Source organism: bacterium, from assembly GCA_013360195.1.
Lineage (GTDB): Bacteria > Electryoneota > RPQS01 > RPQS01 > RPQS01 > JABWCQ01.
In genome coordinates, this window is sequence record JABWCQ010000002.1 from 89,688 (window position 1) to 104,618 (window position 14,931).

The following is a 14,931-nucleotide window of genomic DNA, read 5'->3' on the forward strand; positions in this document are numbered from 1 at the left end:
AAAAATGGGACTGGGAGCTAGTGAATTACTTCTCGTGCTGCTCGTTGTCCTGCTTCTTTTCGGGGGCAAACGATTACCGGACACTGCACGACAGCTGGGACGAGGCATCTCTGAGTTAAGGCGATCGTATATTGAGATTAAGCGAGAAGTTACCGGTCCAGCCAAGTTCAATGATGCTGGCAAGACACCAATAAAAGACAAGAATGCTTCAACGGCTTCCCAGTCCCTCGGAGATTCGTCAGAATCCCCGCCGATTGCCAAACATAGTCAGTAAGTCACTTGCGACCGCGCGGGAGCTGGGTACCTTAGGTGCCTTCCTGACATTGCTTGACGAGCGCGCTCTTCAATCTTCCGTTGAAGTGTCCGAGAAGTTGGCCAATGGTGAGCATCTTCCGCTCGGCGGGTTCATTGTTGCCGTGAAAGACAACATTTCGGTCAAGGGTGTTCCGTTAACGTGCGGTTCTAGAATACTTGGCAAGCATCTTTCTACTTTTTCAGCAACGGCAATAGAAAGACTCGAAGCGGCGGGTGCCGTGGTGCTTGCCAAAACAAACCTTGACGAATTTGCAATGGGTTCCTCGAATGAGAACTCTGCATTTGGTCCAGTATCGAATCCATTCGATCCATCCAGGGTTCCCGGAGGTTCGTCAGGAGGAAGTGCGGTCGCTGTCTCAGCCGGGATATGTCATGTCTCACTTGGCAGCGAAACCGGCGGAAGCGTTCGCCAACCAGCCTCGTTCTGCGGCATCTGCGGATTGAAACCAACATACGGGAGAGTGTCAAGATACGGATTAGTAGCGTTTGGCTCAAGTCTCGACCAGATTTCTCCTTTTGCAAGAAATTGCAGCGACTTGTACGATGTCTTTCGCGTGATTGCCGGAGCTGACCCGCGAGATGCAACCACCAAGAATACTGACGTACCGATAACCAAGGAATTAAGTGAGACAAAACGCAAACTTAGGATTGGGGTGATTCGTGATTTTGTTGAACATGATGCATTGGAATTGGAGGTAGTATCTTCCCTAAGGGATTGCATTTCTCGTCTAACTGCCAATGGACATGAAATTATTGAACTTCAGCTTCCTAGCCTTGGATACTCAATCCCAGTGTACTATATAGTCGCGCCGGCCGAAGCAAGCTCAAATTTGGCAAGATTTGATGGCGTTCGTTACGGCTACAGGCACCCTGAAGCAACAGATTTAGCTTCTGTCTATGACTTAACGCGCGAGTGTGGGTTTGGCGCCGAAGTCAGGCGCCGTATCATGTTAGGAACGTACGTGTTGTCTTCTGGTTTCTACGATTCCTACTATATGACGGCATTGCGAGTTCGAGCCAAAATTGCCAAAGAGTTGTCACATGCACTTCAAAGCGTCGATGTACTTTTAACTCCCACAACCCCTACAACGGCGTTCTATCAAGGAGAAAAGCTTGATGACCCGCTGTCTATGTACTTGTCTGACATTTTCACAGTCCCCGCTAGTTTAGCAGGTATTCCCGCTGTCTCGGTTCCATGGTCTAAGGACGGCAAGGGACTTCCAATTGGCATTCAGCTGATGGCAAACTACTTTTGCGAGGAACTCCTTCTTTCCACGGGCAAACTCATCGAGAGCATTCGGCCCAAGCAATGAGTCATTACGAGATAGTTGCCGGACTGGAGGTTCATGCCCAGCTAAATACAAGGACGAAGGCATTTTGCCGTTGCTTAAACCGCTACGGCGCTCCGCCCAATACTCTTGTGTGCCCTGTTTGCCTTGGTGCACCCGGTGCGTTACCCGTGCTATCCAGGGATGCAGTCGAAAAAGCAGTAAAGCTCGCCAAAGCCATTGGTGCGACCGTTCATTTCCGGTCACGGTTTGATCGAAAGAACTACTTTTATCCTGATCTTCCAAAAGGCTATCAGATATCGCAATTTGAATTTCCGATAGCAACTGGTGGATTTGTAGAGATTGCACTTGCAAGCGGATCAAAAAGGATAAACATCACTAGAGCGCACCTTGAAGAGGACGCAGGCAAGTCAATGCACCTGGATGATGGTTCTTCGATAGTAGACCTTAATCGATGCGGTGTTCCACTTGTTGAAATTGTCACAGAACCTGACTTTTGTTCTGCATCCGAAGCAGGAGCATACTTGTCGACTCTGCGCGAACTTCTTCGATTCATTGACGTGTGTGATGGAAACATGGATGAGGGGTCGTTGCGCTGTGATGCAAATGTCTCCGTTCGACGCATCGGCGAAAAGAATCTGCGCGAGCGTTGCGAGATGAAAAATCTGAATTCAATTCGTGGTGTCGAGAAGGCTATCGAGGCAGAAGCTCGGCGTCAGATTGAAATCTATGAAAGCGGTGGCAGAGTGCACCGTCAGACTTTGCACTGGAATGAACAAGAGGAAAAGCTCTATCCAATGCGAACGAAAGAGGGTGCTGACGATTACCGCTATTTCCCGGAGTCAGATTTGCCTGAGTTAGTGCTTGATGAAAGCCAATTGCAAAGAATTTACTCGGAGATGCCAGTATTGCCGGGAGCTTTGAGAAAGAAGTACCGCGAATGGGGATTAAATGACGAAGCTGTTTATCTAATTGCATCAGATAGGGGATTGAACAGGTACTTCGAATCGTTGCTTGAGAATGGAAGATCTGCAATTAATGTCGCATCATGGGTGCAGGGCGATGTACAACGGATTCTGAAGGAAAGGAATATCTCCATCTCTGAGTTTCCAATAACACCGCAAAGATTGGGAAGTTTGATCGATGCTGTTGAGTCGGGTCGAATAAATCGGTCGACAGGAAAGGACTTACTCAGAAGAATGCTTGAGGACGAGTCATCAGTAGAAATGCTGATCGAAAACCTTGGTGTCACGAGAATTAGTGACAGCAATGAATTGTCAAGTATTGTTCGACAAATTGTCGATCAACACCCCATTGAGCTTCAAAAATATCGCCAGGGAAAAACAAAGATGATTGGCTTCTTTATGGGCCAGATAATGCAAGAAACTCATGGTCAGGCAGATCCTGTCATAGCCAAGGCCACCTTAATGTCCGTCCTTGAATTAACGGAATAGTTCCTCAATGCAATTGATTTCCCTTCAGATTTCTGGCTTCAAGTCATTCGCGAATGAGACAAAAATCCAGTTCGCACCCGGAGTAACTGGCGTCGTCGGGCCGAATGGCTGTGGCAAGTCAAATGTAGTTGATTCACTTCGATGGGTACTTGGGGAACAACGATCTTCCGTGCTCAGAGGTGACCGCATGGAGAGCGTCATTTTCAATGGTACAGCCAAGCGTAAAGCCCTGAACCTTGCAGAGGTTAAAGTCAAGTTTGACAATTCATCAGCTAGAATCAATCTTCCTTATAGCGAAATCGAGATTGCACGTCGACTCCATCGCGACGGAACAAGTGAGTACCTAATAAATGGGAATTCATGCCGGCTACGAGACATTACTGACATGCTTCAGGACAGTGGTCTCGGACCGAATGCGTACACGATTCTCGAACTTAAGATGATCGAAGATATACTTCGTGATGATGGTGAGGGACGTCGACAATTATTTGAAGAAGCGTCAGGGATCGCGAAGTATAAGTTGAGACGGCGCCAGGCGCTTGCAAAACTTGCTCAAACCGATGAAGATCTACTTCGACTTGCCGACATCATCTCCGAAGTTGAAAGGCAAGTGGCATCACTGAAGAGGCAGGTTGGTAAGGCTCGGCGATACCAGGAGCTTTCTGCCGAATTGAAGAAGGTAGAAATCGCGTTTTCCGTTCATGAGTTTGATCGATTGCAACGTGAAGTGGAGCCACTGCGGCATGCTCTTACAGATGCCCTTGGTCACGCGGAAGGCAGCACGTCGCATTTGCGTCAGTTCGAGGCAAAGGTCGAATCGCTTAGACTTCAGCACATGGAAGGCGATCAGCGATTGGCAGAGTTGAGAAGTGAACTGCAAGAAACAGTTAGTCTCATATCCGCCTTGGAAGCCGAGAAGGCGGGAGCAGAAGCACGGCTGTTCGCGGCAAAGGAAGCTCTGGATCGGGCACAGCGTCAAATCGTACTTGCCAATGACCGGTTACAGTCTCTTGCTTCCCGCAAGGATTCGCTAACATTAGATAAAGATCAGACAGAAAAAGAGTTGCGCGAGGCAAAATCAAGGCTGGAGGCTTCCGAAGGAGATTTCCAGAAATCGCAAGCTGAAATGAAGCGGCTGGAAACTGCTTACCGAGAGGCTGATGCGCAACTTGCCACTTTGAACCGGACACAAGCAAGCCTCGAGGGAGAACGCGCTCGCCTACTAGAAGGAATCGCTCGACAGAAAGGCCGTAGAGAATCTGCCCATATGACCCGCGACCAACTATCGAAGGAAAAGGTCGACTTAGAGTCCAGAATATCTATTGCAAGCAATCAGGCTCGAGAATTGGCTTGCGATGTTGATCGCTCCGTTAGCGAACTTAATGAATGTGAAGCTCAAGGCGAGGATTTGAGGAAGCGTCAAAAAGCACTTGCCAGCAGACTTGACGAGGCTGACCGTCTCTTACACGCAACGCAATCCCACATCAAGCTCCTTGAGACACTGGACCAGCGCGGCCCGCGAGGAACAGCTCAAATAAGGCTCCTGCGCGACAGATACGACAAGTATCAACTCATCGCGGATCGAATTGTAGTAGAAAGCAAGTATAGCATGGCGATTCACGCTGCACTTGGAGGTGCGGCGTACCATCTATTAGTAAATAGCGAGAATGAGCTGCACGAAGCTGTCAGACTCCTGGTTGATCAGGAAGCAGGCAAATGTGGCTTCATGCTCCCATGGGTGGTGTCACAGCATACCGAAGTAGAACTTCCTGCTGGTGTAATCGGGTGGGCGTCTGGCCTCGTTAGCCTGTCTGAAGATGACCAAGGACTTCTAAACTTGATCACCGGGTGCATTGTAGTCTCTACGTTCAAAGAGGCGCTTCTCCTCAGGGATTATTTGGCCAAACACAGATTTCGTGCCGTCACACTCGAGGGAGATTGGGTAGATTGGACGGGAGCATGTTTTGCAGGTAGCGTGCAGATAGACGCGCCAACGGATCTCGGGCTCAAGCAACATCTTGAAAGCTTGCAGATGAGCTTTGAAGATGCGCATAGGGATAAGGAGCAAGTGCTTGAACAATCTGGCTTGCTTGCAAGTGAATTCGAAGTCTGGAATTCTAGCCGAAGCGAAATCGCCGGTGTATTAGAAACCAGGAAGGCAGCACTCGGAGGTATAGAATCTGAGGTGCTTAGGCTGAACACTCTGCTGCATGCACTTGAGGAACGGGACAAGGCGGCACTCCAGCTGATATCCGAAAGCGAGGAGGCTGAACAAGTTCTGAGGATGGACGTTGAAAAGCACCTCACTGCAATCAACGAAAGCAGGAGTGCGATTGAGAGCGCACAGAAGCTGATTGAAAAACTGTCGGAAGATGTTTGGCAGGCGAGACAAGCGAATGACAATTCAAGAGATTCATTCCATGAGCATGCGCGCCATGTTGAATCGATAATTCACAGAGTTCAACTATTAGCTGCAGAGGAGGATAGACTCTTGAGCAGTGAGAGTGAGCTTGTTGAATCAATCGCGTCAAGCCGTAATCAAGCAGAGGCTGCGGCAAATGTTATTTCTTCGACAGAAGTTAGATTAAAAGATATCACAGCAGAGCTCCGAACATTATTCTTAACTCGTGATGCGAGATTGCGCGTTGTTGAAGACGCACAGAGACAGAGGGATTCATCTACGTCTGAAGTGCGTCAATTGGAGGATCAGTTGAAGCGACTGCGAACAAGTCGTGAAGCGGCGCTTGATGATCAGCGAAAGATAGAGGTTTCAATTGCAAAGATGGAGGGTGAGATCGAGTCCTTACTGACGAGCGCAAGAAATCAGCACGGGATAGATCTTGCAGCGGATTTTGAGAATGCAAAGCTCTCAGAGTATCGCGGTGTTGAGTCTTCAGCCGACCTTATCGCAGAGCTTCGGGGAAAAATCGAGAGTTTAGGTACGGTCAATCTTCTTGCTGTTGAGGAGTACGACAAAGAGACTGCGAGACTTGAAGGCATTCTCGCGAATCGTGCAGATCTGCTGGCCGCAAAGGCCACACTAGAAGAGACCATTGGCAAGATTAACGAGACTGCAGAGGCGAAGTTTCTTCACACATTTGAAGCTGTTCGCGCGAACTTCCAGTCGCTTTTTACCGAGTTTTTCCCGGCCGGAGAGGCTGATTTGATACTTAGTGGAAAGGATTTACTGGAAGCTGATATTACCATGTGGGCAAATCCTTCCGGAAAGAGACTGAAGTCTTTGACATTAATGTCTGGTGGTGAAAAGACAATGACGGCGATCGCTTTGCTTTTTTCGCTGTATCAGGTCAAACCTTCTCCATTTTGTGTTCTTGACGAGGTGGATGCGCCATTGGACGATGCAAATATTGACCGTTTCACTAGAATGATTCATCGTCATAGCGACCATACCCAGTTCATCATGATAACCCATAACAAGCGCACCATGGAAATTGCTGACAACTTGTATGGTGTCACGATGCAAGAGGAAGGCGTTTCGAAAACTGTTTCAGTTAGGCTAATGAAACCTGAACCCGCAATTCCAGCGGAGGCACGAGTGGCCGCAACCTGATCCCGAAGGAGAAGCCAAATGACACGCAAAATGCTTTGTTGGCTGTTCACACTAGCAGTCGGCATCAGTTCCCATGGTTTATGCGGGGGGATTGATGTCGATTTTGTTTATTTTCTTGGTGAAGATAGTCTCACATACTGTGAGGTCTACACAGGAGTTCAACGCAGTGAACTTGTCTATATAGCGACACAAGAGGATAGTTCATACGCGCAATTTTCATTAATCACTACAATAGGAAGAAGTGACTCGATTCTCATTTCGGACACGCTTGACACGATTGACAAGACAAGTCGCACCGAATCTCATTCGGGCGGAGCATATTTCCCATACATTTCTCGGTACCTTCTGTTTCCAGGCAGCTATGACCTTACGATTGAATTGGTACAAGATAGTGCCGACAACTATGACTGGACGGAGATAGGACTTGAAGTTCCGTATGTGTCAGCGCAGGCTAGCTTATCTGGAATCGCGCTTGGCGCTGAATTGGCATTCGCAGCTGGTCCATCGGCGTTCACAAGAAACGGGCTGCGCTTTGTCCCGAACCCATCAGGATTCTACGGCGCGGAGCTGCCTATGCTCTATTATTACCTTGAATGTTATGGACTGGATACTTTAGGTCCGGTCGAAGACTCGATAATGGTTCAGCGGCGTGTGATAGACGGCGAAACTGGCCAAGACGCAAAGCAGCCCTCCTTGCGGAAATATGCTCGTCCCGGTGAGTCACTCGTGATTGCAGACGGATTTCCCGCGTACACTTTGAGGACTGGCACATACATACTGTCTATTCAAGTTGAAGTTCCAAATCAAGCTGCCAGAGAAGCGATGAAGAAGTTCTACGTGTATCGCAGGGAAGATACCGACTTCTTATCCGCTGACGTAGGAAATAGAGCTTCAAGCATGATCAATTACAATTCTGAGGGTGGCATCCTGGAGACGATTGATCCAGATAGTGCGCTGGAATTGTTGCACTACCTCTTGACGAGACAGGAGATGAGGCGTGCAAGGGACATGGACTCAGAAGGAAAGCGGAAGTTCATTGCAGACTTCTGGAAGCGACGCGGTCCAGAAGAGGCTGACGCTGCCAATGTCCATTATTCGCGAGTTGCAGAAGCGAATAGGCGCTACAGTTTTCTTAACCGAGAAGGTTGGAGAACTGACCGTGGACGTGTCTTCATTTTGTACGGTGAACCTGATTTTGTCGACCGCCGATATGCCGATGCTGCAGGACTAGACCACGAGATTTGGCACTATGACAAGATAGAAGGAGGAGTTCTCTTTATTTTCGTTGACCAAGCCGGCTTTGGCGACTTAACCCTTGTGCACTCGACAAAGCGTGGAGAGATTTACAATCCCAACGCACTAATTGTGAAGCAGAACCAGAACCCGGCTTCAAAACTCATCGAACAGGGGAGAGGTCTTCGTGAATGAAGTTGCAGTTCACGCCCAGAATCTTGGTAAAACCTATCGTAATACGGTAGGCAGCAATGTAATTGGTTGTCAGAATGTTGAGTTTCAGGCGCACTTTGGGTCAATCTTTGGAATACTTGGCACGAACGGGGCAGGCAAAACTACAACACTTCGAATGCTGGCCACGATGCTGCAACCAACGCAAGGAACTGCTACTGTCGCAGGTCATGACTTACGCCGCAGTCCGCAGGAAGTGCGAAGGCAAATTGGCTTTCTATCCGCATCTACCGGGGTGTATGGACGGTTAACCGCGCGTGAAATGCTTTCTTATTTTGCAGCTCTGCATGGGTTCGAGAGAAGAGCGTCAGAGGCTCGAATAGCCGAGATTGCTGATCTATTAGACCTGCACGAATTCTTAGACAGAAGGTGTGAGAAACTCTCGACTGGACAGCGTCAGCGCGTAAGTATTGGAAGAACAATTTTGCACGACCCTCCGGTTCTGATTTTTGATGAGCCAACGAGTGGACTGGACATTCTTGCCGCTTCACAAATCGTGAATTTCATGCGCGTAAGCAAAGAAAGGGGGAAATGTGTGCTTCTTTCAACTCATGTGATGAGAGAGGCAGAACTCTTATGTGATGAAATGATATTGATCCACCAAGGTCTGGTAAAAGATAGGGGAAGTGTTGCGGACCTGCAGCGTCGCCATGAAAGCGTGCAGCTGGAAGTCGTGTTTCTGCGTGCAATAGGCGAGGATTCGTCGGCATTTCACAACTGAATGTGGCACCAGCTTTGCGCAATCTCCGAATCATGCGCAAACTCGATAAGATTCAAGTTTTTCAAGTATCTACAGGTTTCTTTGGCGCCTTTGATTGTGCTGCAGTCCAGACACTTCTGCTCGCGCTGAAGTGTCGAGACGTGAATACGTACTTTCATAGTATGCGTGTTTCTGGTCTGGCATCCGAAATGGGCAGCATTCTTGGCTTAAGTGCAAGAAGTCTCGAGGAGTTGGCAATCGCCGGACTTTTGCATGACATCGGCAAGATCGGATTGCCAGACAGTGTGCTCCAGAAGAGCGGCAGGCTATCAAAGACCGAGAGGGGAGTCGTGACTCAGCATCCGGAATTGAGCGCAAGTATTATTGCACCATTGCCTGGATTTGAGCGAGTAAGAGAAATTATTGTCCAGCATCACGAGCGATTCGATGGATCAGGTTACCCGGGTATTCGAAAAAGTGACGGGATCATGATGGAAGCTCGGGTTCTGACAATTGCCGACGCATTCGATGCAATGGTGTCGGAACGCCCCTATCGCGATCCTCTTTCGAGTCGCGAAGCATTGGCACAGATTGAACGTGAAGTGGGTACTCAGTTCTGCCCGGTTGGCTTTCAAGCTTTGCTCGAAGTCTTTAGGGAAGGACAACGACTGGAACCAGGCCGCCAAAGGGAAATCCGGACCGGGATTGACTCCCTGGTCACAACTCTTGGAACCCCCAAATCATTAACGTTATGTTTATAATAAATTTAAGATTCGAGTTTTGAATCGGATTTTTTTCGATTTCCAGTGAGCAGTGTTGCGCAAGCCATTGCGATTTATTATATTTATCAATTGTTGGAAAGTGAATTTAGGAGTTCAATGTCCCTTCGTTAGAGGTTTTCGAGGCTCTGCCTTATTTTACGTTTTTGTATTGTAAACGACACCTCTAACACGGCGTGCATTTGCTCCGGTTCGTTGCTTCTATGGCCGAATGGACAATCCGCTCCGTTCGGTTTTTTCATTTCACCTAATGTTGAAAACTAACTCGCTCAGAATACGCGCTATAGTGTTGGTTTGCGCAGTGTTTGCTTGCCATGTCTCATCTGCAAGTGAAGTACGAGTTGTTTCTTCGGACGATTCGGGTGTTGAGTTTGTCTGGTCGTCGGGAATTCAATCCGCGAAACTGCACGGCACGAGTGATCTTCGGGCGGTATTGAGATCTGCGGATTGGATTACCCAATCTGGTGCTTTGATTCCCGTCATTAAGTTGCTTGTCGCTTGTCCGACGGGGTCGACACCGCGACTGGAGGTTCAGAGGGTTGAAACGCGTTTGTTAAACATGGACCTTCCTCCAGCTGAGGAGCTGCCCGAAGTGTCCAGTGCAGTGAACACCGATGTTCGGATTTCTGGTGTTGAACAATGGCGCGGCTTCACGATTGCCCATATCGAAATTAGGGCGGCCAGTCCATCTTCGCAGGGGACATCCGTACTTGAAACAGTGCATGCGACCGTGCGTTTTGTTGGCGGTTTGGATCAAAAGGGTCCGTTCGCCCGCGAAGAAAAGCTGCTGAAAGACTTGGTTATAAACGGTCGGGAAGCGACCCACTGGTGGACTCCTAGTTCCCGGATTTTGCAGAGTTTGGATGCTTCGAACGAAGCTTGGCCCGACATTCAGCTTCACAAACTGGCCGTCACAGAGACAGGCTTCCACGTGATGACCGCCGAATGGCTTCAAGTTCAGGGGATTCAAGTCGTCGGTGTAGCATCGGACCGGATTCGAATGTTTGGGAACGGGGGGAGGCTTCTGCCTGCCGGTCTCATAAGCGTCCCCGATTCAGTGTTAAAGGAAATTTCGATTCTCATTGAAGATGGGAATGACGGGAGTATTGACCAAGGAGACCGAATCATCTTTTATGGCGAAGGTCTAAAGGGTTTTGATTACTGTGACGGGAGTCTGCTGAACGACCATGGCCATGCAAGTCCCTATTCAATGGAGAACATCTATTGGATTGGGATTGGGGGGGCTGACGACCAGGGACTTCGTATGGACACAATTCAGAGTCTCAGTCAAACAGTACCAGTCGATACAGTTCTGGGCCAAGTCTATTTGGATCAGGAACAATTCATCTATGCGGTTTCCGGCTTGCAGTCAAATTCCGGTGTTGTTTGGTATATGGCAACGCTTGATGCTTCTAGCACACGTACCATCTCAGTCAATTTGGATGCAGTAAGTTCTGGCAGAGGTTCACTTAGAATTCGCATGGATTCGATATCGGGAAGCGGTAATAACTTCAACGTTTATGTCAACGACACACCGGTCAGCATAGGCGCCTATACAACACCGCTTACTATTCAGATTCCTGAAGGAGTATTTCGGACAGGTAGCAATACAGTAAGATTCGAGAATAATACGACCAGGCAGGTCTTGTTGAATTACATAGAAGTTGAGTATGACAAGACCTTGCAGTCAGCCACAGGTGTTATTGAGTTTCCGGCGCCGCGTAATCAAACCGGTGCTTTTAGATACGAAACTGGTTTGAATCAGGATGCATACTTGGCAGAAATATCTAATCCCTTGAGTCCGCGCATCGCGAGAGGGTCTATAGTAACAGACTCAAGTTTTGCTACAGGACAACGAAGATACTTTGGCGCTAATCAAGGGGGCAGCAGATTTCGTACACCGGTATACAGGGGCAGGAAGTCTTTTGACGCAAGCGACTACCAGATGCTTCGTGACCAAGCGAATGAGGCCGGTATAGTGATAATCACATACGATGACTGGTACGACGAACTTGAGCCGCTCATTGCCATGCATGCCCAGTATGAAGAAGAGCCTCTTAAGGCTGTTAGAGTTAAAATCTCGCATATTTATGATGAGTTCTCTTGGGGTGTGAAGGATCCGACAGCAATACGAAATTTCTTACGCTATGCACACGAGAATTGGCGTGGCCCTGCAGGAAACGCTGAGTCTCCAAGGTACGTGTTGTTCGTCGGCGATGGAGATTATGACTACAGAAATCTCACTTCAAGTTCTGACGATAATTGGATTCCGCCGTGGGAGAGTCTCGGCACGTGCACAGACGACTACTATGTGGACTTTGATGACTCGGAGTCTTTGCTTGACATGATGTCGGGTAGATGGCCAGTGCAATCAGCCTCGGAAGTCGAAGCAATCGTTGAAAAGACCGTAAACTATGCGTTAACGCCTCTTTATGGACCCTGGAAGAACACCGCGACTTTTGTGGCTGATGATGAATGGAAAAGTGGATTCTGCAGTGAAGATTTTCACACCGAGGATTCCGAAGACTTGATTAACGACGTATTGCCGGAGTACTTTACGTTCAGAAAACTGTACCAGATTCTCTATCCTTTTCGTCAATCGACCTCGACCTCACTTAAACCTGACGGTACTAGGGACCTGATTGAAACAATTAATTCCGGCACTCTCCTTGTCAATTATGTTGGTCACGGGAATGAACGAGTGTGGACAGATGAGCAACTGTTCGTGATGGATAGAGATTTCCCGCTGATTGACAACCATCGACTTTGGCCGGTAATTGTTGCCGGAACATGTACGTGGGGAGGTTTTGACCGACCCAACGAAAGATGCTTCCCTGAACTTCTTCTTGGTGCCGATGATATCGGATCTATTGCTTGCATTGCCGCGACGAGATTCACATTCGTTTCGCAGAATCAGCTTCTGACAGAAGAGTTTTATCGTGAGATATTTCGACAAGGGATCGAAATGCGGCGGAGTCTGGGCGAGGCTCTGCTTCTTGTCAAGCCGCTTCGGGCTGACAATAAGCTTTATCATACGCTTGGGAATCCAGTCTTGCGGTTGGCAACTCCAGAGTATTTCGCTCACGTGGATCAGAGGGACGACTCCTTGCAGGCAGGTGGGCTTTTTCAGCTGAGCGGGTTTGTCTCACGCACAGATGACTCAAATGAGTCACACCAGTCTCCTCAGCGTCGGAACATCGATGAGGACGTGTGGGCGGACTTTCAGGGCATCGTTGAGGCACGAGTATTTGACTCCGAAGACTCAGCAGCTTACTATTTCCCAAATCCTGCGAATTGCAGTGTTCCCTTGCAAACACCATTTTATTATGGGCTGCCTGGCAATGCAATTTTCCGCGGCAGGTCTTCAATCGTAAATGGAAGATTTAACGTTGTGTTTCGCGTGCCACGCGATATTCAGTATGGTGGCGAGAATGCAAAAGTCAGTCTCTACTTTTTTGGAAAATCAGAGAGTGAAAGTGACTCGGCGGATGGGATTGGCATCGAACAGCCACTTAGGATTGCAAGCGCAGCAGCGGCTGTTACTGATACAGTACCTCCCGTAATCGGTGCCTGGCTCGAAAATACGTCCTTTCGGTCCGGTGACCAAGTCAGCCGCTCACCGCGCTTAATAGTTCGATTAAGTGACGAATCGGGCCTCAATCTGTCAGGCGAAGTCGGTCACAAGATAACAGCCCGAATCGATGAAGCCCAAGCAGAGGACATAACGCAGTTTTTCAATTATGACGTAGATAGCTACACAGATGGTGAGCTAGTTCGAACCATTGGTCCGCTTTCTGAAGGTTTTCATCGCTTGACCGTCGAAGCTTGGGATTCCTTTAACAATCTGAACTTACAGACCTTGGATTTTGTCGTGGGTCAGCAGGCCGAAGAGGGATTTGCAATAAACGACGTCTTAAACTGGCCGAACCCGATGTCATCTGAAACTTATTTCACGTATTCTTTAACGCAGGAAGGGACGAGAGACGTCAGGATACGTGTTTTCACAATCAGCGGAAAGCTGGTGGCTGAATTAGACGGCCTTGGGACCAGGCAGCTTTACAACAGTAATAGTGATCGGCCGTGGCTCGGCCGAGATGATGAAGGATATGAGTTGGCGAACGGAGTTTACTTCTACAAGGTGATTGCCACACATGAGAGAGGATACTCAGCCGAGGCGACCGGTAAGCTCGTTATTTTGCGATAACAAGAACTGAACATAGAATGCAGGAGAACAAATGAAGAAGCGGATTTTTGCAATCTGCCTGACTTTGCTGGGAGTTTTCACCCATCAAGTGTATGCTGCGAGTGTAAGTCAAGCAACATTGCTCTTCCTCAAAATTGCACCTGGCGCGAGACCAGCCGGAATGGGCGAGACCTTTGTCGCCCTGGCAGATGACGCTACTGCGACGTGGTGGAATCCTGCCGGGCTGGCATTTCAGCGCGGTAATGAAGTGACAATGATGTATTCACGTTGGCTGCCCCAGTTCAATCTTTCAGACCTTTATTACGCGTTTCTGAGCGGCACTTACGAAGTACCTGAATGGGGCACATTTGGAGCGAACATCGTGTTCCTAAATCTTGGTGAGACACAGCGAACCGGCCCGTCAGGCGAGGCCCTTGGTACGTTCTCATCCTATGAAATGGCGGTGACAGGTACATACGGTGCACTCATTGACGAGAACACTTCAATGGGTGTCGGCCTCAAGCTTGCATATAGTAATCTTTCACCTGTCGGTGCAGGTGCTGAGCAAGGCAAAGGAACTGCAACTGCAATCGCCGCGGACATTGGCTTGTTGCACAAAGCCACTTTCATGCCTGGCCTCTCGCTCGGAGCAAATTTGTCAAACATGGGACCCAAGGTGTCCTATATCGACCGTGCGCAAGCCGATCCTTTGCCAACAACATTGAAATTTGGAATTGCGTACAAGATTCTTGACCAGGAGTATAACAAACTGACCATCGCATCTGACGTTGACAAGGAACTTGTCAAGCGTGACGAATTCGGTAAGTCAGATGAGTTCTATGAGGCACTTTTCTCGGCCTGGGGTGACGGAGATCTTGTGAAGTCACTGATTTGGCACGTGGGTGCCGAGTATTGGTATTCAACTCTCGTTGGTCTTCGCGGTGGTTACTACAATGACCATTTGGGACGGGTATTTCCGTACACGTTTGGCGTATCTTTGAAATACAGTACGTACCGATTTGATTTCAGTTATCTGACCGCCGGTGAGAATCACCCGTTGACAGACACGATGCGCTATTCACTCTCGGTGGATTTCTAAACTGAAAACTCTTGCCTTAATCGGACTTATCGCTGCCTGCCTTTCTGGTTGGTCAGCGCCCGTTTCACATTTCCCGA

The 14,931-nt window shown here is 48.7% G+C and carries 9 protein-coding genes; all 9 read left to right on the forward strand.

Going from position 1 to position 14,931, the window contains the following annotated elements; all coding sequences use genetic code 11:
* Nucleotides 1–4: 4 nt before the first annotated feature.
* The 9 genes from HUU59_01665 to HUU59_01705 all read left to right on the forward strand — a co-directional run bounded on the left by HUU59_01665 (nt 5) and on the right by HUU59_01705 (nt 14,854).
* Nucleotides 5–274: a twin-arginine translocase TatA/TatE family subunit gene (locus tag HUU59_01665; GenBank protein ID NUO18144.1), complete on the forward strand. Its 270-nt coding sequence runs from the start codon at nt 5–7 to the stop codon at nt 272–274.
* A complete protein-coding gene (gatA, locus tag HUU59_01670; protein NUO18145.1) occupies nt 204–1,628 on the forward strand; it encodes an Asp-tRNA(Asn)/Glu-tRNA(Gln) amidotransferase subunit GatA in 1,425 nt (474 codons plus the stop codon). The genes HUU59_01665 and gatA overlap by 71 nt, the downstream gene beginning before the upstream one ends.
* Complete coding sequence (gatB, locus tag HUU59_01675) at nt 1,625–3,058, forward strand: Asp-tRNA(Asn)/Glu-tRNA(Gln) amidotransferase subunit GatB (GenBank protein NUO18146.1); 1,434 nt, start codon at nt 1,625–1,627, stop codon at nt 3,056–3,058. The genes gatA and gatB overlap by 4 nt, the downstream gene beginning before the upstream one ends.
* Nucleotides 3,059–3,065: 7 nt before the next feature.
* The gene (smc, locus tag HUU59_01680) at nt 3,066–6,629 is read left to right on the forward strand and encodes a chromosome segregation protein SMC (GenBank protein ID NUO18147.1); all 3,564 of its coding nucleotides are present in this window, start codon (nt 3,066–3,068) and stop codon (nt 6,627–6,629) included.
* An 18-nt stretch (nt 6,630–6,647) separates the two neighbouring features.
* Nucleotides 6,648–8,057: a GWxTD domain-containing protein gene (locus HUU59_01685; GenBank protein NUO18148.1), complete on the forward strand. Its 1,410-nt coding sequence runs from the start codon at nt 6,648–6,650 to the stop codon at nt 8,055–8,057.
* On the forward strand, nt 8,050–8,814 hold the full coding sequence (locus HUU59_01690) for an ATP-binding cassette domain-containing protein (GenBank protein NUO18149.1): 765 nt from the start codon (nt 8,050–8,052) through the stop codon (nt 8,812–8,814). Before HUU59_01685 ends, HUU59_01690 begins: the two co-directional genes overlap by 8 nt.
* A 14-nt stretch (nt 8,815–8,828) precedes the next feature.
* Nucleotides 8,829–9,554, forward strand: a complete 726-nt coding sequence (locus HUU59_01695; GenBank protein ID NUO18150.1) for an HD-GYP domain-containing protein — start codon at nt 8,829–8,831, stop codon at nt 9,552–9,554.
* A gap of 304 nt (nt 9,555–9,858) precedes the next feature.
* Nucleotides 9,859–13,776, forward strand: a complete 3,918-nt coding sequence (gene porU / locus HUU59_01700; protein NUO18151.1) for a type IX secretion system sortase PorU — start codon at nt 9,859–9,861, stop codon at nt 13,774–13,776.
* Nucleotides 13,777–13,807: 31 nt separating this feature from the next.
* On the forward strand, nt 13,808–14,854 hold the full coding sequence (locus tag HUU59_01705; protein NUO18152.1) for a PorV/PorQ family protein: 1,047 nt from the start codon (nt 13,808–13,810) through the stop codon (nt 14,852–14,854).
* Nucleotides 14,855–14,931 lie beyond the last annotated feature (77 nt).